This is a genomic window from Candidatus Clostridium radicumherbarum, assembly GCF_045310525.1.
In the GTDB taxonomy this organism is placed as follows: Bacteria; Bacillota; Clostridia; order Clostridiales; family Clostridiaceae; genus Clostridium_AT; species Clostridium_AT radicumherbarum.
This window is the reverse complement of the sequence record NZ_JBJHZY010000001.1, coordinates 364974-385054: the sequence shown is the minus strand read 5'-3', so window position 1 is coordinate 385054 and position 20081 is coordinate 364974. Positions and strand designations below refer to the sequence as shown.

Below are 20081 nucleotides of genomic sequence, written 5' to 3'. Positions count from 1 at the left end.
CTTAGATACTTTAAAGGATGTAAACTTCTTGTCTACGATGTTGCTATAGACTCACCTCCATCTTTATATAAAATCCGCCGAGTATTTTATGGAAGCACAAAAAAGGCTCAAAAAATACCAAAGAAGACTTGATTATGCGTCGCCTTTGGCATTCTATATTTCATACTTCGGCAACCTGGCAATCATAGGATTATACATCCCTTAGACCCATAGCTTTGCGTCCCTGCCTTTCGACAAGTTTGCTATTATCGGCACGCTATTTCTTCAATACAATACATATTATAACACAATTTTCCATGAAATCAAAATAATTATTAAATAACTTTAAACCAGTAATATAGTTTCTTAAAATAACGTCACTGGTGCTTCTATGTTGAAGAACTGGAAGATACTCTTCAAGTCCATTTGTAAGGCTTCCATCACTTTTTTCCTCACCGACATCTATGGTTTTAAATTCATTTTGAAGACGATATAGATTAAAGGTATATAGCATAACTCCTATGCCATATACCTTTAACCGACAATTATCTTGTTTATCACTTAGTTCCGGTAGCCTTGCTGTCTATTAATTTCTTTACTTCCTCAGGGGTTATCCCGCTTGCATTGATTACAGGAACCTTTGTAGAAGTGTCACTGTAACCCATCATATCAGAATTTATATCTGATACAACAATTGCGTCTAGATTTTGAATCTTGCTTACATTGTTCTCCATACCTTCGCTTAGCATTTGTACTTGATAGCCTTGACTACTTAAATAATCTGCTATCATAGACAACCCTATTTCTACGCCTATTTTTTTCATATGTAATCACCTCAAGCTTATTTTATCCTCAAGATGTTATCATATGCATAGAACTTTCTCAGAAAATTTTATTAATAGCACCTTCATTACATCATTTAGCTTGCGTTCTCCTAATCCCTCGTTAGCTATTGATATTACAAGCTTTATGTCATAGTAAGTATTCCATTAAATCACAATAACTAATAAGTTACTGTCCCATCTGCAAATGCAACCCACTCTTCTTTTCCTGTCTCAGTATTTATATACAGCTTTCTGGGATTTGCCTTTTTTGTATCTACCATTTCTTCATAATAATGAACAAGTACATACTCACCTGTAAACATAGACTTTATAAAATAAGTGTCTTTATATTTAAATAACTCCTTATTAATATCATCTGCAGCTAAATTCTTCAGAGCTTCCTCTGGGTTATACTTCTCGTCAGCTTTCAATGGCCTATCCCCTGCTATGGGAATATTCCCCCTTAATATCAGAGTTGAATAATTGTATATAGTATTGCTTCTAGCATCAAGCATAACATTATATTGAATAAAAATATTATATCCTTTGAAGGTAGGCTGAAGCTTAAAACAGTATACTTTCGCATCTGAATTAGATTGAAAATTAACATTTACACCAAGGTATTCAACATTAACGTCAAATCCCTCTCCTAGATTTCTTAAGGTTAGGTCCCTTATTTTTTTCTTGGCTTTATCTACTTCGATTAAATCTCCCTTTAAAGTTGGTGTGCCACCCCTTATTGCTAACACTTCACCTGTCACTGCATCTATCTCACCAAGATAGGAAACCTCATCCATGCCAAGCATTCTAAAACTATAAATAAGATCTGGCAGTTTTGTTAAGCTTATATCCTTAGCCTGCTCTCCTATAACAAAGCTTATTCTAGCTTTAAGTTGATCATCGGAGAGATACTTAATCTCTTCAAGAAATTTGTTATACTTTGTATAAACTTCCGCTAGAGTATTCAATTTATCTAAACTATCCTTTAATTTCTTAGTATCCATAATAAAAAATTTATTATTAAGCTTGATTCCATATTCATTACTAATTTGTGCAATATTTTTCATCTCGCTTGTTAGCCGCTTGTAGACCTCTTCATCCTTTTCACTAAAGCGTCCATTTTCCCATCTATTGTTTAAGGTTAAAACCAAGGTGCTCATTGAAAGGTCAAAGCACTGATTTGAATAGTCGTCTTTAATTGCATGCTTTTCAAGGATATTAAAATCTCTTTCTGCCTGTTCATAGCTGCCATTAATTTTGTTAAGCATTTCGCCTGCAGTATGATTGTAAATATTATAAGGCTCTTGTACTTTAACATGACTTTTCAAATCCTCAATTTGAAAATTGTATTGATTTATTGTATCGGAATATTCCTGAAAATCCCGAGTAAGATACATCCTTGATTGTGAATATAAATTATAAGCAGTTATTCCTATAATAACTATTATAAATACAAGAGCTATCCTTAGTCTTGAAAGCTTAAGTTTCATCATCATCTTCTCATCTAATCTTTCTGAAGGCTCTGGTAGCTTTTCCTTTACTAGATCTGGCAGAGACTTCCCACTTTCATATATTGCTCTGCACTCTTCACATTCACAAAGATGTTCCCTTACATATCCTTTAACTTCCTCACTTAGCTCATTTTCTTCATAGAGCACATATATATCCTTAACGATAGTACAATTTAGCTTCAAGTCTTTACACCTCCATCTCTTTTAAATAAAGCTCTTTAAATTTCTTTCTCGCCCTGTGTATGCCTATCTTTACCTGTCCTTCTGTAAAACTCATTATTTTTGTTATTTCTAAATAAGATAGACCATTTACATCTCTAAGTATAATTAAAGTGCGTTCTTCTTCCAAAAGCTTGTACATAACTTTTTTTATTAATAGCTTATCCTCTAACTTGTTATAATCATTTGAAATATCTTCATGGGTATTTTCATCTATTTCTTCAATCTTAGAACTATTTTTTAAGAGATAATCATTTAAAACATTTCTAGCTATTTTAAAGAGCCAGGTCTTTACACTGCTTTCTCCCCTAAAGGAAGAGAAGAATTTAAAGGCTCTCAAAAAGGTATCTTCAGTAAGGTCTTCCGCATTATGATAATTAAGAATTGCTTTATAGAAATAACTAAAAATATCCTTCTTGTAAGTGTTATAAATTTCCGTCCTTACATCCGACACCTGCCCGCCTCCTTACATATAGTTTGTTCTCATTAGTATAGACCGACTTTATTTTTAAAAGTTACAAGATTTTAGAAAATATATTTATATTTTGCTATTTTAGTTAATTATATCATTGTTTTCATTACTGATAATCCTATTGAAAAGTAAAGAGGTAAGAAATCAAATCTTCATGAGAAGAATTCAACTTTCACCTGCACTTGTAGTTTTTTATTCTAGAGGTGGTAATACAAGAATTGTGGCAGAAGAATTTAGATAGAAGTTTAAAGCTGATCTTGAAGAGATAGTGGACACTAGAAACAGGAAGGGTATTTTAGGCTATATTTTAGCTGGCAGAGATGCCTCACAAAACAGATTGACTGTTATAAAACCAACTATGTATAATCCTTCAGACTATGACTTAGTTATAATAGGTTCTCCAATTTGGGCTTCCCGTATATCAACGCCAGTTAGAACCTATATTGAAGAAAACAAAGCTAGGTTTAAAAAGGCTGCCTTGTTTTGCACAGCAGCAGGAGATGTGAAGGATAAGGCTTAGCTTAGCTCCGGTAGCCTTACTATCTCTTAGTAGCTTCCATCAGATGGAATATCCTCTGAGGTCCCAGGAGATAACTAAGCTAAGCAAATAGAAGATTTTCTCCCTCTAGGTACTTTTGTTCTGATTATAGCTTCATCATTTGTTGTTTCTTCACCCTACTATAATTCAAACTTTTACTAGTCTTTTTAGTAGTTGTGGTTTTCGTAGTAAGTTTATCGCACTTTAAGGGTTCCGTATTAGAACTTATTTTATAAGAGTGTTCTTCTATTAACGGTATTTTCTTGCATATAAGTTTTTCAATAGCCTTAAGATAATCCTTTTCTTCCACATCACAGAAAGATATTGCAGTTCCCTGTTGTCCTGCTCTTCCAGTACGTCCAATTCTATGAACATAGGTTTCGGGAACTTCAGGCAAGTCAAAATTAATTACATGAGATAATTTATCTACATCAATGCCCCTTGCAGCTATATCAGTTGCAACTAAAACTTGTATTTTACCTTCCTTAAAATTATTTAAGGCCAGTTGCCTTGCACTTTGAGATTTGTTACCATGAATAGCTTGAGCCTCTATACCAGCTTTATTAAGATCTCTTGTTATTATATTTGCACCATGCTTTGTTCTTGAAAAAACTAACACAGATTGCATAGCTTTATCTTTTAGCAAATCTATAAGTAAATATTTTTTATGTTTTTTACTAACAAAATATAACTCTTGTTTAATAGTATCTACAGTGGATGAAACCGGTGTAACTTTTACACTTACTGGATTTTTCAAAATTGAATTTACTAGTGCTAGGATTTCCTTTGGCATAGTTGCTGAGAACAACATATTTTGTCTAACCTTTGGAAGTTTTGTTATAATCTTTTTCACATCATTGATCATACCCATATCTAGCATACGATCTGCTTCATCCAGTACAAAGTGTTCTACATTTTTCAAGTCAATATACTTTTGATCAATCAAATCAAGTAATCGCCCTGGAGTTGCAATTAGTATATCTACCCTTCTCTTAAGTGCTCTCGTCTGAGAATTTTGTGGCACACCTCCAAAGATAACCAAGTTATTAATATCTATATATTTTCCATAGCTTGTAAAGCTTTCTCCTATCTGAATAGCTAATTCTCTTGTAGGTGCTAATATTAAAGCACTAATATATCCTGACACTTTTCCCAAACTTTTTCTATTGGAGATATTCTGTAATATTGGAATAGCAAAGGCTGCCGTTTTTCCAGTACCGGTCTGAGCGCAGCCTATCAGATCCTTTCCTTTTAATAAATATGGAATAGATTCTTCCTGTATTGGTGTTGGTTTTATATACCCCTCTTCTTTAATCGCCTTTAAAATGGATTTATTTATATCTAAATTTTCAAACAACATATCTTTTCCTCCTTCTAGTCGGAACGCAGAGTAGTTTAAGCCTACTCGCTGCCCTTCGGGCACTGGGTAACTTAAGATGTTCGCTTCCGCTCACAAGTTACCCGTAAAAGTCCATTTAGGACTTTTACCTCTCAAACTACTCGTCAAAGTTCATTTAGACCTTTGACCTCCTAAGTACCTCTTAGACCATATATTCAAAATCTAATTATGAACATTTAAAAACCCCTTAAATAGGTTAACTATTTAAGGGGTTAAAATATTCCTTAATTAAATAACTGTAATATTTTCAGCTTGAGGACCTTTTTGTCCCTTAGCAATGTCAAAAGAAACTTTTTGACCTTCTTCTAATGTTTTAAAACCATCTGTTTTTATTTGAGAGAAATGTGCAAAAACATCTTTTCCATCTTCTCCTGTAATAAATCCAAATCCTTTTTCTGCATTAAACCATTTTACTGTACCATTCATATAATGTGTACCTCCGAAATTTTATTTTTCTTAAACTCATTGTAACAACTCACCAATAAAATCTCGATTTACCTTATTATATTATAAGTACCAATTGAAATATATTTGTGTTTAATTATTTACTATTAATTTAAGTTCTTAATAAGAATAGCACAGTTTACTATATAAAGCAAACTTTTTAAATTTTTATCAGTTTTATTTTTTAACTTTCCCTGGCCTTTACACTTAACAACAAGAAACCTATTTAAATAGATAAATATATAACTAGAAAAAAAGATAAATATAACTATATATAAATATAAAAATATTTTTATTTATAAGAATACATAGTATTTATGCGCCTTTGAGGGGTGTTAGTCAAGTTAAAACTGAAAATTGCACTGAAAACTTTCTTTTGAACTGCATATTAATGTATATCACATAAGAAAGGAGCATTAACATGGGCAGAAACAAAGAAAATAATTTTACAAAACTTTACGACAACAGAACCCCTCGCTCACAGCCTTATGGCATAACGCCTCCAGTTGATGGGGAGAACTTTGAAATAAAGCGTACATTTTTATTTAGATACTCAACTATTAGGCTCTTAAACAAGCTTAAGGCCGAGCATGAGGATGTAAATGCTTATTTAAGTTCTATCGTTGATGAAGCAATAAGATTTTATTATAAAGAGCATCATAAGGAAGGTGAAATAAATGAGTGAACCAAAGATAGTAGGCGGTTACTTACTGCTGGCAAGAAAAATAATAGAAAGTGAAATATATAAAAAGCCTCTACTGTATTTAAAGGTTTGGATATACTTACTGCAAAAGGCACAGCACAGCAGCTACAAGCAGCTTAAGAGGGGGCAAGTAAGAACCAGTATTTCAGAAATTATGGAGGCCTGTTCCTGGTATGTGGGTTATAGAAAAGTTACTCCTACAAAGGATCAAATATACCAAATAATTGAGTGGCTGCGAAAACCCCGCGAAGGAGCAGCTGGTGAGGCTATGGAGACAACAATGATAACAACTACGAGGGCAACACAGGGAATGCTTATAAACATAGACAGCTACAGCTTTTATCAAGACCCCAAAAACTACGAGAGCAGCAGCACCAGCACTGCTGAAGCTGAAGCGGTGGCAACAAGGGAGCAGCAGGATCCAAACAATATAAACAATAATGAAAAGAATGATAAAAAGAAAATGAAAAGTACTACTGAGAAAAATAAATTTTCTAAGGATTCTATAGAGTTTATTTTGTCCATGGAATTATTCAGCCTAATAAAAAACAATAACCCCGGTGCTAAGGAGCCAAATCTTCAAACCTGGGCAAAGAATATAGATCTAATGATTAGACTAGATAATAGGACTGCTGAAGGAATACGACAAATGATAATATTCAGTCAAAACAATGACTTTTGGAAGGGCAATATATTAAGCACTTTAAAGTTAAGAGAAAAATATGTTCAACTCTATATCCAAAGCAGAAGTAAAAGGCAGGCAGCAAGTGATAATTGGATAGATTCAAAAGAAAAGCCTTATTGGTTAAATGCAGAAAGTTAGTATTTTAAAGACCCAAATGGGCTTTAAAAGGCAATTTGCAAATGGAAAGAGTAAGTTAAGCTACACAGTGTTTTGAATGAAAGGAGAAATATAATGAATATACCTGCAGAGCTTATAAAACAAGCTAAGGAAACCCTTGGAAGCCGAGCTTCCGAAATAATTTCTTCCGGACTTAATCTTAGAAACTGGGATGCAAGAAATTTAAAAGGCTGCTGCCCCCTACATACTGAAAAAACGCCCTCCTTCACCTGGCATAAAAAAGATAATTACTTTAAATGCTTTGGGTGTGGACAAACTATGGATATCCTTGAATATTATATAAACCACAAAAACATGAATTTCTTAGAAGCAGTTAAGGAATTGTTTAAGGAAACCAATATTCAATATGACTTTGAAGAATATATACCTAAGAAGATCAAGCCTTATAATTATCCTGTTCTTGAAAGGAACACCTTAAGAGCAAAGGTGAAGACCTATATGGCTACCCGCGGCATCAGTCCAAAAACTCTAGACTTAAGAGGAATAAAAGAAGACTCCAAAGGCAATATGGTGTTTTAGTATAAAAATCAATATGGAGTACTTATGACAGTTAAGTACAGACCTTCTAGAAAGGTAGCAAAAGTTGAAACTAAAACCTGGTGTCAGAAAGAAAAGGATACATCTCCCCTACTCTTTGGAATGGATAAAATAGATGTTACCAAGCCACTCTTAATTTGTGAAGGCGAGATCGATAGCCTGGCCGTCATAGAAGCAGGCTTTACTAATGCTGTTTCTGTGCCCTTCGGTGCCAATAATTATCATTGGATTGAATATAACTGGGAGTGGCTTACTCAGTTTGAAAAGATAATAATATGGTCAGACAATGATGATGCTGGAGAAAGGATGAGAAAAGAGGTTGTTCCAAGACTTGGAGAATACAGGTGTTATGTAGTGACAAGTCCTCATAAAGATATAAACCTTCATCTCTATAAAGAAGGTAAAGAAAGTGTAATTACTGCAATAGAAGCGGCAAATGAAATTCCAATTAAAGATGTGGTAGATCTAGCTGATATTGCAGATTTTGATATAAACAAAGCTGAAAAGATAAGCAGTGGCTTTGCTTCATTAGATAAATGGATTGGTGGCTTTGTACTTGGTACTGTCAATATAATCACAGGCTATAACTCCAGTGGAAAGTTCACACTTATAAACCAGCTGTGCATAGCAGAACCCCTAGAACAGGGTTACAACACCTTTATCTTCAGTGGAGAATTAAGTAGATCTCAGCTTCGAGCATGGATACAATTTCCCCTTGCAGGTCCAGAATATTCTCTGGAATCTGACAATGCCCCAAATCAGCCAAAGGGTTATTATATTCCCCGAGAAATAAAATCTGCCATGGATGATTGGTACCGAAAAAAAGTCCATGTTTACAGTAATGAGGATGATTTACGAGCTAAAAGCCTTCTAAATAAAATGGAGGAGCTTGCTAAAAGATACGGTACAAAGAACTTTGTACTAGATAACCTGATGATGATTGACCTAGAATGTAGTGAATATGAGTTAAATAAAAAACAGAAAGAGTTTGTCCTTAATCTTAAAACCTTTGCCAGGAAGTTTAACTCTGTAATTCATCTCATTGCTCATCCTAGAAAAACTGATGTAATACGAAGGCTTACTAAACTGGATGTAGCAGGCTCTGGAGATATAACAAACCTTGCGGATTATGTTATTAGTATCCATAGAGTAAGTGAAGAAGAAAAACAGGACAAGCTAACAAATAGGGGCGATGTAATAGTACCAGCCTGCCCTTATGATAACATGATTGATTTGTTCAAAAACAGACCCTTAGGACATCAGGATAAAACCATAGGCCTGTACTTTCACTATCCCTCAAAAAGGCTCTATGGAGCAAGCGACAACCTAAATAAAAAGTTCAGCTGGATAAATACCTGGAAACCAATATTAGAATGTGCTGTGGAGGTTGAGGAAAAATGCCCTTGGGATTAGAGGAATTAAAAAAGAAATATAATGAAGTTTTGGCAAGAGAGAAAAAAGCTGAGGAGTTTTTTGATGATCCGAAGGTGTCGATGGAAAGCAAGGAAAAGTGGAGACCGAAGTTTTATGAGATTGTTATGGAGTTAAGTGGAATGATGAAAGAGTTTAGGGAATTAAGTGGGGAGGAAATGAGTGAGAGTGAGGTTTTGAAGGGGTTTGTGATAATTCATTAGTTTTAGATGAATATTGATGGTAATAAAGAAAATGCTGTGTAGTTTAGCTTTTGGATTCACAGCATTTTCTTTATTTATCCAAGTAGGGATCAACTCGTCTAAAACAGTGTATAATAGCGTATCTAAAGTCATGCTTCTCTGTTTTTTCTTTTTTTTATAGCAAATTTGAACAAAATTTGGGTAGTACATGGCCCCTTTGCGAGGAGTGAAGAAACGAATTTGTTACTCCTGTACCAAGGTTAAATGCAAGCCTATGCATATTCTCTAATAAACTAACCTACTCTCTAATATTCTGCACTAATTTTATCGCATAAAGATACTCCTCCTGTAAGTTCTCCATTAAATCAGGAACTCCCCTTCCATGGTTATAACTATTCGTGAGCACAACTCTAATCATTGAATCTTCATAATCATGTTCTGCGCAGTATATAGACTCAACAAATCTTGTAAAAGCTAGTCTTCTTCCCTGACATCCTTTATCTATCGGATAATTTATATCCTCTTGTAGAGTGACCCAAAACAGTATACTTCTCAACAAATTCATATCACAGGTTCTATAATTAAAATACTTATTATAATTTGGCACACACTCTGCGGCTATATTCTTGTATTCTGTCTTCACAAATTGATTAGTTTTTAGTTTATCCAGTCCATATCTTTCTAGCCTATTCTCCTCTCTTAACCCATTAATTGCTATATCAACAATAAATTCTCTAAGATTTGTAGCAAAGCTAGGATTATATTTTATCTTTGTATATAAATCTATAATTATATTTGCATGAGTGAGAAAATACTTGTAATTACCTATATTCAATAACAATCTAAAATCATATACACTTATATCTGTTTTTTTCCCTGGAATCTGAAGTTTGATATTATCACTATCTGTTTCTATCTCCTTTTCGTGCAATTCCCATTTAGGATACTTTTTACACTCTAGATTCTCTGTTGTATATGCCTCTTTTATCATTATTTTCGCATTTGCAAATCTCATGTTTATCCCCCAATATTTTATTATTAAACAATTTACTAATATCAATTTTTATTTATTCCTAGCAGTTGTCTATATAAGACCTTCAATTAATCAATTAAATCTTTAACTTGATTAAACACATAACCATTATTCAACCAAAAACACTGCTTAGACATCCATCTACCATCAGGCAACTCATAAACATCCTGTCCATTCGCTCCATGTGGTCTAACATGACAAACAGGATTCTCCCTCATAGATGGTAAATTATTTTTTCTGATAATACCTTTCTTAGTAACCTGCTCCTCTATCTTAACTCCTTCTTTGATTATATCTACAGTCCTCTTATATACTTTCTTAACCTCAAGCAAGTCCTGAAATGGTATATTCCAGAACTTATAACCTTTAAATACAAGTTCATCATTTTCGTTCTTCTTAAATACCAAAAATAAATACTTTTGCTCACCAAGTATCCTCTTTAAATAAGAATCCTCCCAAGACGTCTCAACTATCTCCTTAAACTTAAATGTAGGAAATGACATGCTCTCTTTTATCTTATTGTCTTTTTCAACTCTGATAGTCTTTATCTTTATATTCGCCTTTTCAAACTCTTCAATCTTAGATAAATCTGTACCCTTTATACCAAAAACCTTTGACATAAGCAGCTGCACAGCATTCTTAGCACCATCTACTTGTCCATACTCTTCGCAAAGTTCATTAAATATTCTTCCTATAATAGGTCTTAGCTTCTTATCAACATACTGCTCAATAGATGTCCTTCCATCCTTTATAAGCTTCTCGGTGCCTTCACCTAATATACGAGTCCTAAGGATATGTGTCATATATGACTGTTTAAATGCATAAGCTCTTTGCATTGCTGGAATATCTGAATATGGTTGTTGTCTTACAGATGAACTATCCTTTCCTTTAGGACAGGCTCCAAGATAAAAGGTATCCCCTTCAGATAACTCGTGTGCCTTGCCCTGCTTTATCTTATTAACAATACAATCCCAGTCTTGTTTTACTGTTGGTAGGTCCTCTTCTGGCACCTCAAATATAAGTGTATCTGTAACTCTATAATCTCCTACATCTAACCCTTCTTCATACCTGTAGAATACTAATAAGAGTTTATTGTTCTTAATCCAGAATGAACTTGTATAGAACTCCTTGTCCACTTCGGCCATGTAATCTATTATATTTAATACAAGTCTTTCCTTGGCTGAATAGGTCCCGTTCTTATTTTTCCTGTATGGAGTTACCTTAAGCTCAATATTAAGCTCTTTAAAATCCGCTTCTGCTCTCGAGTTGATTTCATAACCAAAATGGCTTTCCTCAATTATCTGTCCTAATCTTCCTTTTGCCTTTTGATTTGCAATTCTCCCTGTTTTATCTATATTTTTAAAGCTCTTTCCTGTCAGCTTTTTAGCATGTTCAATCAATTCCTCTTCAGTAGAGTAAATAGTTTCCTTATTCCCCATCTTATCCTCCCATTTTAACTCTTGATCTTTACAATTGTTTATATTATAATTATAATAGTAATTATTATGTAATGTATATAACTTAGGATGAATAAAGTATTCACAGAGGTGTAAAATGAAAAAGACGGTATGCGAATTATTTGCAGGAGTTGGTGGATTTAGAGTTGGCTTAAACGGAAAAGATGATAATAACAATTGGGATTTTGTATTTGCTAATCAATGGGAGCCTGGCAAAAAAAATCAGTATGCCTTCGATTGCTATACACATCACTTTGGTAAGAGTGTAAATCACGTAAATGAAGATGTTGGCACAATAGATGAAAACAGTATCCCCAACCATAATCTGCTTGTTGGAGGTTTCCCTTGCCAGGATTATTCTGTTGCCAGAACTCAGGCTCAAGGAATCCAAGGACATAAAGGCGTTTTATGGTGGGAAATAAATAGGATTGTTAAAGCAAAGAGGCCTCCATTTATACTTCTTGAGAATGTAGATAGACTTCTTAAGTCTCCTGCTAAACAGCGTGGAAGAGATTTCGGCATTATACTATATAGTCTATGCAAGTTAGGTTATGCTGTTGAATGGAGAGTAATCAATGCAGCTGAGTTTGGCTTAGCCCAGAAACGAAGAAGAACTTTCATATTTGCTTTTCATAACCGAACGAAATACTATGCTAAGTTATCGAAACTTGATAGTTTAGACAAATGGATTTTAGACAATGGATTTTTCCAATCAGAATTTCCTTCTAGATTTCTTAAAGATAATTTATCCATAGAACTTAATAGTTTTAATGATATCGTGGATATGTCTGACAACTTTAAATTTGATTTCAAGAATTCTGGTATAATGTTTAACGGTTCGATAACTTCTATGGAGCTAAAGGCAAAAGAGTTTCTACCTATAACATTGAGGCAAATTAGACAAGATGAAGCTGTAGATGAGAAATACTTTATTCATACAGATACTAATAGGCTAGATAAGTTCAAATATCTTAAGGGATCAAAGAAAATACAGAGAGTAGATAAAAATGGCTACGAATACTTCTACTCTGAGGGTGGAATGAACTTTCCCGACAATCTTGATTTTCCTGGAAGAACTATGCTTACAAGCGAAGGAAGCGTAAATCGTAGCACTCATGTTATCGAAGATGCTATTTCTGGAAACTATAGAATTTTAACCCCTATTGAATGTGAGAGGCTGAATGGTTTTCCTGATAATTGGACAGACACAGGAATGCCTGAAAACTTTAGATATTTCTGCATGGGTAATGCTTTAGTTGTTGGCCTGATTGAAAAAATGGGCTATCAGCTCGATAAGATTTTTAAAAGAGAAAAGGATATTAGGATTATGGAATCTGATGAAGCTGCTATTACTTTTAATCAAACTACCCTTGGAATATAAGCAAAGCACTAGTTTTTATCAACTAGTGCTTATTATTTTATCCAATAACTACCTACCTTGAACTTTACTACCATAATCAATAAAATTAAATAGTTGAGTATGATTCCCAAATTTATTTTTCATGAATTCATATATTCTAATATCATGGGTTGATATGAATATTTGCTTATTAGTTGTTCTAATAATGTTACGAATTATATCAACAAAATTATTCACATTAATATCATCCATATTCTGGATAGGATCATCCATGAAAATACAATCTAAATTACTCCATTTCTGAGTTAATGCAAAACTTAAAAATATACTGACAGCTAAAACATTATTCTGTGCTGAACTAAAACTATATGCTGGATTAATTACTGCTCCATTTTCAGATATTGCTTCAAGTATTAGTCGATTGTTCTTAGGATTGCTATTATCAATTCTGAAGTTCAATTTATCAAAATTATAATTAGGATTTAAATAGTTATATAATATTTTTATTGGAAGATCATCTGACTTGAAAATTCTATCTATTTCATTGAGTAATACTTCCCTACTATTTTCATTCATTAATTCAAATGATTTACTAATTGTATTTATTTTTTTTAATTCACTTCTAACTTTAACTAATTCATAATTCAATTGTTTCAAGTTGTTATCTTGAATATTATTATTGTAGAAACTCGATAATTCTTTTAATTCATTAATTTGTATTTTCTCTTTATTCATATCTGAATTTAAATTATCTACTTTTAATTTCAATTCATCTAATTTTGACCTTACTTCATCATAATTTTTAACATCATACTTTTCAAGTTTTTTCTTAAAATGCCCTATTTCATTTGTTAGTTCTAATTGATTTTCCTCTAAATTTTTAATTAAACCTAAGAAGAGCTCTTTTTCTTTATTTTCACCTAATCCTTTGACAAAAATATCATATTTATTGTATTCAGTACTAATTTTATCAATTTCAGTTCCATATTTACTTAGTCGTATTAAATATTCTTTTTCAACTGCCTCATTTTTATGAATAGCATTAATTTTTTCATGAATATTAATTATTTCTTGCTCTAATTTATTTTGCATATTCCTAAATTCTAATATTAACTTTTGCTCTAATTGTACTTTCTCATTTTTATAAGTTTCTAGTTCTTTTTCTTGTTGATTTAATTCTCTAATTATCGTATTTATTGTAATATCTGAATTACTTTCTAACTCTTTATTTAGATAGTTAATTGCTTCTTCAAGGTTAAATGATTGCTTACATACAGGGCATTTCTCAAGTTTTACATTAGTTTTTAAGTATTTTAATGTAGTATTTACAAACTCTTGCTTAAAAGACATCATCCTTTCTAATTCTATATGTTTATTACTAATTGAGTTATTAAGATTTTCTACATAACTAAGTGCTTTTCTATATTTATCAATATCCTCTAGATACATATTGTTTAATTGAAAAAAATTCATTATAGATTTAATATCTCTATTAGCTGATTTAATTTTAGAAAATCTTTCATTTTTGATTTCATAGTCATTTCTTATTCGATCATTCTCACCTTTTAGACTTACAATATTCAAATACTCTTTAATGTTATCATTTAAATACTTTATTTCATCATATTTTTTAATATGGCTAATTATCTCTTTATTTCTGTTGATATTATTTCTAATAGAAATTAAACTTACTTCATTTTTTGAGAAATTATTAAATTTTTCCTCATTAAGTTCCTCTAAATCTATTGTAGCTTGATTAAGACTTCGTATTTCTGTATCTAAATTATTATAAGTTCCCATTTTTTTTAATATTTCATTATCTATTTGCTGAACTATTTTGTTACTTTCTATCTCTTGAAAATATTCACCAAAATATCTCACATAACATAGTTTTAATATTTCCTCATTTAAAGTGATATTTGTTTTTTTTGCATTAGCAACTTCAATTTTATTCAAAAGATTACTTTCACTTTCTGTCAATACTTTAGCCCTGGAAATCGCTTCCGTATTAACCTTCTCAATGAAAGTTTCATATTTTTCATACCTATGTAAACCTAAGATATTTCTAATTGAAGTATATCTATCAGTATCCTTCATTTCTCTTATAAATCTATCTATTAGTTCTTGAGATAAAAACTGTGAAAAGCAAAAAGATTCTTCAAATTTAATTTTTCCGCGATAGTCATCAGAAACAAGTTTTTCATCAATTTTGAAATCACTTTTTAAATGACCAGTGTTATAATCTTTATTGCTTACATAAATTACTGATCTTTTAAGTACCTGATCATCATCAAAAGTTAATTTTACATATGAATCCTCCTCTTTATCAGCCAAAGTATTTCGTAAAACATCATACTCATTTTTTTCTTTTGATGCTTTATCATATCTTTGAATATTTCCAGTTAACCCCCATTCAATACCATCAAAAAAAGATGTTTTCCCCAAACCATTATTTCCATGGATAAGTATTATTCTCGCATTAGGATTAATCTCAAATTCTTGTTTTTTATATACTCTAAAATTCTTAAACTCTATATTTTTAATCCAACTCATCTAATATACCCACCATTTCATCAATTACAATATCTATTGATTTTATATTGTATTCCTCTTTGTTAATGAAATAATCTTTTATCTTTTCATTAATTTCTCCAGTACTAACAAACAACTTTTTTATCGTTGTTTCATCATTTATTACTTCACATATATTTGATCTAATACAGAGCGAAGTTAAAGCTGGTAGTTCCTCTATTATAGCCTCACTCTCACTTACTTTATTTCTAGTATCAATAACATATTTTTTACAACAAAACTTGTCAGTTTCAATTTCTATTTTTAATTGTGTTGAGACATCAAAATTTACCAAATATATTATATATGTATTCCATAAACATGATTCTGGTAGGTTAAGCATATCAAACTTATTTTGAATATAACCACCTACAAAATACATTTGTTCTTTCCAATTATCCTTTAATTCATTTAATGTTTTATATTTTTTTATTATTATTAAAGAATCTTCTGAGTGTATTATCTTGTCAAAATCATTTAAATCCTTATCATCTATTTTTATATAATTATTTATTTTATAAATTTCAAATCCTTCTATCATAAAGATCCCCCTTACTTCATGAATTTTGGTACATTTACAGGAACTTGTTCAATATCGGACAAACAATTTCCACATTGCATTTTTAAATTTTTTTCAATTTGAATACTTATAAAATCTTTTTGAAGAACCTCATCATTAAAATTCACTATATTTTTTTTACCATCAACAAAGTCATCAATTATCTCACTCATGCTACCTAATATGATAGACCCATCTATACAATTATCGCAGCTAAATTCTTTTGTTAATGTAATTTTTGATATATAACACCTTCCATTTTTAATAGAATCTAACTGTGTAATTTTTAAAAAATGGCTTATTATTGCTATACTTTTCTCAATGCTCTTACTTAATGAATTTGAAGGTGAAAAAAACCACATGTTACTACCATTAACCTGAAATTTTCCAGATAGTTTTGCAGCTGAAACCATATCAATGTCTTTATTGCAATACTTAACAATAACCCAGAACTTAATAATATTCTGCATCTGAATTTCAGTTGGGTCCTTATCTAACGAACAAGAAGAAATTCTTGCTAACTCTAAAAATTCTTGCTTATTATTTTTATAAAGTTGGTTAATTACATAATGAGATCTTTCCAGAGCTAGACTTACAACTTTATCTTCAATTTCCTTTATTTCATTGAGAATAATTGTAAACGATTCTTTAATTGCCAAGTCTAAAAAATCAACATTGTTAGTAATATTACATCCAATATTGTTATTATTTAATGTTGAGTTAACTATATCAATTTCTTTTTTTTCAGCATTAGTCCTTGTTAGTATCATTTTTTATACACCCTATTTCAGAATTTCTAATGTTACTATTCTCTAGTTTAATTTTAATTGACTTATTCTTATTTGAATTTTCAACAATTCCTGCTTTCAACCCAACTATTTTTGAACCTTTGTCTTCAATATGAATTTTATGTGCCTTCCTGTTAATGAAAGTAATAACCCCAATTACAATTAATAATATTATTGCAACAGTAAGTACACCATTAGGCGTTAATTTATCTAGTGGTAGATTTGAAAAAATTTTTGTAATAGATTCCATTATCCAATCCCCTTTACATATTTATTCTTTTTCCAACTAGACATTAATTACAATATATCTAATTATTATGTTTAATACCATTATTCTACAAATGACCTTAAATTCCTTCAAAAAATAATATCTATAAAAAGATTTCTTTTATCTATATAATGTTGAACTAGCCTAGCTGTTGATTTATAGGCTCTTCGTAAACTCCTTCTTTAAACATGTCTAATCACCTCTATTGCTTGTTATATATGGTATATTCTGTATTAACCACTAAAATCCTCTTAATATTATGTAAAAATAAAAAGGCATAGTCTTATGCAAAGTCTATACCTTTTCCCTCAATAATCATATAACAGTTTAAATATCAGTAGGTGCCCTTAGAAGTAATTACAAGTACTCTCCTTTAAGCCATATAACCTTATATCTCATGTATATCCACTATTTCCTTAATGTACTCAACATCCTCCTGATAAAGCCCCCTATCTTCATACTCAGCCTCTCCAACCTGGTTATCATAAGGGTCAGCTCTGAAAAACTTCTTCTTTGGTATTAAATCCTGCTGGAAATCTGAATTTGCAACCATTCTGAAGGGATCAAGATTTCCAAAATAGAAGTTCCATTTTTTCATGTTTCCTGTTCTATAGCCGCTTCCTCCAAAGGATGGATCTGCAAATAGCCAGCCAAGGGGTGCTACATAGAATTCTACCCAATCGTGGTTTCCAACATGGGTAGGATTTACGTAAAGTCCAGACTGCCATCTTGCAGGTATCTTTACAATTCTGCATAGGGTTATAAATAAAAGCGCCATTACACCACAGTCTCCCTTTAGATTGTAGGCAGCATATTCTGGTATATTAATGATTGATGCATACTCTCTCATAAAGGAGTACTGAACATTTTGTGTGACATAATCATATATTTTCCTTGCCTTAAGCAATGGATTTTTTTCGTCTTGAGCAATTTCATGGGCTAAGTTTACTAAATAAGGTGTAAACCTAATTTGAGGCAGCATTTCTTCTGTATAAAAATCAGGCTGATTTTCTGAAACTATATTTGGATCTGGCAGGTTGTATTTAATATGATTCTCATAGGAATACTCCACTGTAAACTCTTCCACACCTGTTACCTCTTTTTCAAAGTAAGCAGTCCTTTGAGGATAATCTTCTGGTGATACAAACTTTGTTTCTGGTAAAGTTCTTATAAGCTTTATATTCTTTATCTGCTGAGCTTCCTTTGGAATTGGAACATGCACTTTTATTGTTTCACCTTTCCTTACAGAATCTCCTTTAAGCTTCATTCCAGCTTTTACATGTATAAAATACTTTTTTTCTCCGTTATTAATTATGTCATCAATAACCTCGTTTAGCACATCCGTATTCCCTGTTTCCTTATCCTCATGCTTTTCAAGAAGCCTTTCTGATATATTGGGAACTACCTTAATAATGGTTTCTAGAAAATTATCATGGAGCATTACTCTTCCATTTATGTATATCCAGTCAGCAAATCTTTCGTCCATCATTCTTTGAAGCTCTTCACCGCTGAAATCCTTAATTCTCTTCACTGCCATTTCTAGTGCCTCATCAAAGGAATATAAGTAATCCATTGTAAGTCTTCTCATTCTTCTTTTCTCATATTGAAGTCTCTCTTTAAGTAGTTCTGGGATATTTCTTTTCATATAGATATCAATAAGCCTGTCAGCAGAATCAAAATCTCCATACATTACATATCTTTCAACATCCTCAGGAAGCCCCAAAACTAGTGATTTTAATGAATACATAAAACCCACCCCCATTTTATACAACTTTTATTCTAATTAAGATTTATATATATTATATCAGTTTACTATCAGAAAGTTTATGTATGGGCAACAAAATATGAGAAAGCTGGCGTGGCAGCAATTCTGGACAGACGAGGCAAAAGAAAATCTGAAGAAGAAATGTCTGAATTTGGAAAGTTAAGAGAAAACAATAAACTCCTTGAAGCCGAAAAAAAGGCAACAGATGGAGATAGATTTCATAAAAAACTATCTTTCCAATTTAACCCTATATTTAAACTTATCTCCTCTAGCAATGCTTGTTGTATATTCTATAATGGAGCTTTCTGCATATGTGAATCTCTCAATTTTTAAACTAGGAATTTCTTTTGGCATGTTTAATATATGCGCTTCAGTTTCATTAGTTAATATAGGCGTAAAAGTCTCTTCAGCATATGTAATCAGAGTATTAAACCGATTCTGTATTAAATCATACAAAGCCTCTCTCTCTAAATCCTCTTTAGTTAGGCCTGGAAATCTTGCATAAGAAACATATGTTGTTTCAAGCATCATAGGAATATTGTCAGCTAATCTAAGTCTGTTGAATCTATAAACTAATTCTCCTTCCATTATTCTAATTTTCCTTGATATATAACTATCAATATTAATAATATTAAAATCAAGAACCTTAGATGTAGGTTTTTTACCTATCTTTTTCATGTCTTCGGTGAAGCTGTAAAATTTAATTAAATCCTGATTTACCCTTTTAGGAGCTACAAAAGTACCTTTCCCATGTATCTTATATATATATCCTTCTTTTTCAAGTTCATTTATAGCTTGTCTTACTGTAGTCCTGCTCACATCATATTTTTCACATATATCTCTTTCAGAAGGAATTTGATCGTTTTCCTTAAGTTCTTTTTCTATTGCTGCAATTAAAATATCCATCAATTGTGAGTATAGGGGCATTCTGCTTCTTTTGTCTATCTTCATAAATTAACCTCCAGAGTATATTTACAGATTCATTAACTAGTAGTGTTGTAGTTACAATAACTAATTATATAATATATTTACATTTAATATAAGTAAATATACTTTTAGGAAATTCACTTATTTTTAGGGAATACCTGCAAACATATAATCATCTATACACTTATCTATTATATCCTTTAAACATGACAAGAGGGCGATTAGTTTGGAACATAAAACGTACCAAACTAA

At 31.6% G+C, this 20081-nt stretch carries 21 protein-coding genes and 1 riboswitch; of the genes, 7 read left to right on the top strand and 14 right to left on the bottom strand.

Annotated features, from left to right (window positions below):
* Positions 1–166: 166 nt before the first annotated feature.
* Positions 167–254, bottom strand: a riboswitch (cyclic di-GMP riboswitch).
* A gap of 2 nt (positions 255–256) precedes the next feature.
* The 4 genes from ACJDUH_RS01870 to ACJDUH_RS01855 all read right to left on the bottom strand — a co-directional run bounded on the left by ACJDUH_RS01870 (position 257) and on the right by ACJDUH_RS01855 (position 2987).
* Positions 257–493 (bottom strand): hypothetical protein, encoded by a 237-nt coding sequence (locus ACJDUH_RS01870; protein WP_406763454.1) that lies wholly within the window; start codon positions 491–493, stop codon positions 257–259.
* A 43-nt stretch (positions 494–536) separates the two neighbouring features.
* Complete coding sequence (locus ACJDUH_RS01865; RefSeq protein WP_406763453.1) at positions 537–803, bottom strand: YkuS family protein; 267 nt, start codon at positions 801–803, stop codon at positions 537–539.
* 179 nt (positions 804–982) lie between these two features.
* The gene (locus ACJDUH_RS01860) at positions 983–2497 is read right to left on the bottom strand and encodes a zf-HC2 domain-containing protein (protein ID WP_406763452.1); all 1515 of its coding nucleotides are present in this window, start codon (positions 2495–2497) and stop codon (positions 983–985) included.
* 4 nt (positions 2498–2501) lie between these two features.
* Positions 2502–2987: an RNA polymerase sigma factor gene (locus tag ACJDUH_RS01855; protein WP_406763451.1), complete on the bottom strand. Its 486-nt coding sequence runs from the start codon at positions 2985–2987 to the stop codon at positions 2502–2504.
* A 286-nt stretch (positions 2988–3273) separates the two neighbouring features.
* Here ACJDUH_RS01855 and ACJDUH_RS01850 point away from each other — a divergent pair, with 286 nt between their 5' ends.
* Positions 3274–3525, top strand: a complete 252-nt coding sequence (locus ACJDUH_RS01850; RefSeq protein WP_406763450.1) for a flavodoxin family protein — start codon at positions 3274–3276, stop codon at positions 3523–3525.
* A 124-nt stretch (positions 3526–3649) separates the two neighbouring features.
* Here the strand turns inward: ACJDUH_RS01850 and ACJDUH_RS01845 are convergent, their stop codons facing one another.
* Both ACJDUH_RS01845 and ACJDUH_RS01840 read right to left on the bottom strand, forming a co-directional pair.
* Positions 3650–4903, bottom strand: coding sequence for a DEAD/DEAH box helicase (locus ACJDUH_RS01845; protein WP_406763449.1), 1254 nt, complete (start codon positions 4901–4903; stop codon positions 3650–3652).
* A gap of 267 nt (positions 4904–5170) precedes the next feature.
* Positions 5171–5368, bottom strand: a complete 198-nt coding sequence (locus ACJDUH_RS01840) for a cold-shock protein (RefSeq protein ID WP_406763448.1) — start codon at positions 5366–5368, stop codon at positions 5171–5173.
* Positions 5369–5807: 439 nt separating this feature from the next.
* On the opposite strand from ACJDUH_RS01840, the gene ACJDUH_RS01835 reads away from it, so the two are divergent.
* The 5 genes from ACJDUH_RS01835 (at position 5808) to ACJDUH_RS01815 (ending at position 9122) form a co-directional block, all read left to right on the top strand.
* Complete coding sequence (locus ACJDUH_RS01835; protein WP_406763447.1) at positions 5808–6071, top strand: hypothetical protein; 264 nt, start codon at positions 5808–5810, stop codon at positions 6069–6071.
* Positions 6064–6912 carry a hypothetical protein gene (locus ACJDUH_RS01830; protein WP_406763446.1) on the top strand — a complete coding sequence of 283 codons (849 nt, stop codon included), beginning with the start codon at positions 6064–6066 and terminating at the stop codon, positions 6910–6912. The genes ACJDUH_RS01835 and ACJDUH_RS01830 overlap by 8 nt, the downstream gene beginning before the upstream one ends.
* Before the next feature lie 93 nt (positions 6913–7005).
* Positions 7006–7470, top strand: coding sequence for a CHC2 zinc finger domain-containing protein (locus ACJDUH_RS01825; protein ID WP_406763445.1), 465 nt, complete (start codon positions 7006–7008; stop codon positions 7468–7470).
* Positions 7471–7494: 24 nt separating this feature from the next.
* Positions 7495–8901 carry a bifunctional DNA primase/helicase gene (locus ACJDUH_RS01820; RefSeq protein ID WP_406763444.1) on the top strand — a complete coding sequence of 469 codons (1407 nt, stop codon included), beginning with the start codon at positions 7495–7497 and terminating at the stop codon, positions 8899–8901.
* A complete protein-coding gene (locus ACJDUH_RS01815) occupies positions 8886–9122 on the top strand; it encodes a hypothetical protein (RefSeq protein WP_406763443.1) in 237 nt (78 codons plus the stop codon). The genes ACJDUH_RS01820 and ACJDUH_RS01815 overlap by 16 nt, the downstream gene beginning before the upstream one ends.
* Before the next feature lie 277 nt (positions 9123–9399).
* Here ACJDUH_RS01815 and ACJDUH_RS01810 read toward each other — a convergent pair whose 3' ends face one another.
* Together ACJDUH_RS01810 and ACJDUH_RS01805 are read right to left on the bottom strand one after the other, a co-directional pair.
* Entirely contained in the window at positions 9400–10116 is a 717-nt protein-coding gene (locus ACJDUH_RS01810; RefSeq protein WP_406763442.1) for a hypothetical protein, read from the bottom strand.
* A gap of 86 nt (positions 10117–10202) precedes the next feature.
* A complete protein-coding gene (locus ACJDUH_RS01805; RefSeq protein WP_406763441.1) occupies positions 10203–11573 on the bottom strand; it encodes a Sau3AI family type II restriction endonuclease in 1371 nt (456 codons plus the stop codon).
* Positions 11574–11688: 115 nt separating this feature from the next.
* Between ACJDUH_RS01805 and dcm the strand changes: the two genes are divergently transcribed.
* Complete coding sequence (gene dcm / locus ACJDUH_RS01800; RefSeq protein ID WP_406763440.1) at positions 11689–12972, top strand: DNA (cytosine-5-)-methyltransferase; 1284 nt, start codon at positions 11689–11691, stop codon at positions 12970–12972.
* Positions 12973–13020: 48 nt separating this feature from the next.
* Here the strand turns inward: dcm and ACJDUH_RS01795 are convergent, their stop codons facing one another.
* The 6 genes from ACJDUH_RS01795 to ACJDUH_RS01770 form a co-directional block, all read right to left on the bottom strand.
* Positions 13021–15504, bottom strand: a complete 2484-nt coding sequence (locus ACJDUH_RS01795) for an AAA family ATPase (RefSeq protein ID WP_406763439.1) — start codon at positions 15502–15504, stop codon at positions 13021–13023.
* A complete protein-coding gene (locus tag ACJDUH_RS01790) occupies positions 15491–16063 on the bottom strand; it encodes an ABC-three component system middle component 1 (RefSeq protein ID WP_406763438.1) in 573 nt (190 codons plus the stop codon). Before ACJDUH_RS01790 ends, ACJDUH_RS01795 begins: the two co-directional genes overlap by 14 nt.
* Before the next feature lie 11 nt (positions 16064–16074).
* On the bottom strand, positions 16075–16851 hold the full coding sequence (locus ACJDUH_RS01785; RefSeq protein ID WP_406763437.1) for a hypothetical protein: 777 nt from the start codon (positions 16849–16851) through the stop codon (positions 16075–16077).
* Positions 16832–17119, bottom strand: coding sequence for a hypothetical protein (locus ACJDUH_RS01780; protein ID WP_406763436.1), 288 nt, complete (start codon positions 17117–17119; stop codon positions 16832–16834). Before ACJDUH_RS01780 ends, ACJDUH_RS01785 begins: the two co-directional genes overlap by 20 nt.
* Positions 17120–17525: 406 nt before the next feature.
* On the bottom strand, positions 17526–18884 hold the full coding sequence (locus tag ACJDUH_RS01775; RefSeq protein ID WP_406763435.1) for a transglutaminase-like domain-containing protein: 1359 nt from the start codon (positions 18882–18884) through the stop codon (positions 17526–17528).
* A 246-nt stretch (positions 18885–19130) separates the two neighbouring features.
* Complete coding sequence (locus tag ACJDUH_RS01770; RefSeq protein ID WP_406763434.1) at positions 19131–19853, bottom strand: GntR family transcriptional regulator; 723 nt, start codon at positions 19851–19853, stop codon at positions 19131–19133.
* Positions 19854–20081: the final 228 nt, after the last annotated feature.

What these genes read in the sequence shown, in the direction of transcription:
- ACJDUH_RS01835 (WP_406763447.1), top strand. Translation starts at nt 5,808, where the DNA reads ATGGGCAGAAACAAAGAAAATAATTTTACAAAACTTTACGACAACAGA.
- ACJDUH_RS01785 (WP_406763437.1), bottom strand. Translation starts at nt 16,851, where the DNA reads ATGATACTAACAAGGACTAATGCTGAAAAAAAAGAAATTGATATAGTT.
- ACJDUH_RS01790 (WP_406763438.1), bottom strand. Translation starts at nt 16,063, where the DNA reads ATGATAGAAGGATTTGAAATTTATAAAATAAATAATTATATAAAAATA.
- ACJDUH_RS01810 (WP_406763442.1), bottom strand. Translation starts at nt 10,116, where the DNA reads ATGAGATTTGCAAATGCGAAAATAATGATAAAAGAGGCATATACAACA.
- dcm (WP_406763440.1), top strand. Translation starts at nt 11,689, where the DNA reads ATGAAAAAGACGGTATGCGAATTATTTGCAGGAGTTGGTGGATTTAGA.
- ACJDUH_RS01870 (WP_406763454.1), bottom strand. Translation starts at nt 493, where the DNA reads ATGCTATATACCTTTAATCTATATCGTCTTCAAAATGAATTTAAAACC.
- ACJDUH_RS01825 (WP_406763445.1), top strand. Translation starts at nt 7,006, where the DNA reads ATGAATATACCTGCAGAGCTTATAAAACAAGCTAAGGAAACCCTTGGA.
- ACJDUH_RS01795 (WP_406763439.1), bottom strand. Translation starts at nt 15,504, where the DNA reads ATGAGTTGGATTAAAAATATAGAGTTTAAGAATTTTAGAGTATATAAA.
- ACJDUH_RS01830 (WP_406763446.1), top strand. Translation starts at nt 6,064, where the DNA reads ATGAGTGAACCAAAGATAGTAGGCGGTTACTTACTGCTGGCAAGAAAA.
- ACJDUH_RS01815 (WP_406763443.1), top strand. Translation starts at nt 8,886, where the DNA reads ATGCCCTTGGGATTAGAGGAATTAAAAAAGAAATATAATGAAGTTTTG.
- ACJDUH_RS01845 (WP_406763449.1), bottom strand. Translation starts at nt 4,903, where the DNA reads ATGTTGTTTGAAAATTTAGATATAAATAAATCCATTTTAAAGGCGATT.
- ACJDUH_RS01840 (WP_406763448.1), bottom strand. Translation starts at nt 5,368, where the DNA reads ATGAATGGTACAGTAAAATGGTTTAATGCAGAAAAAGGATTTGGATTT.
- ACJDUH_RS01780 (WP_406763436.1), bottom strand. Translation starts at nt 17,119, where the DNA reads ATGGAATCTATTACAAAAATTTTTTCAAATCTACCACTAGATAAATTA.
- ACJDUH_RS01775 (WP_406763435.1), bottom strand. Translation starts at nt 18,884, where the DNA reads ATGTATTCATTAAAATCACTAGTTTTGGGGCTTCCTGAGGATGTTGAA.
- ACJDUH_RS01770 (WP_406763434.1), bottom strand. Translation starts at nt 19,853, where the DNA reads ATGAAGATAGACAAAAGAAGCAGAATGCCCCTATACTCACAATTGATG.
- ACJDUH_RS01820 (WP_406763444.1), top strand. Translation starts at nt 7,495, where the DNA reads ATGACAGTTAAGTACAGACCTTCTAGAAAGGTAGCAAAAGTTGAAACT.
- ACJDUH_RS01865 (WP_406763453.1), bottom strand. Translation starts at nt 803, where the DNA reads ATGAAAAAAATAGGCGTAGAAATAGGGTTGTCTATGATAGCAGATTAT.
- ACJDUH_RS01805 (WP_406763441.1), bottom strand. Translation starts at nt 11,573, where the DNA reads ATGGGGAATAAGGAAACTATTTACTCTACTGAAGAGGAATTGATTGAA.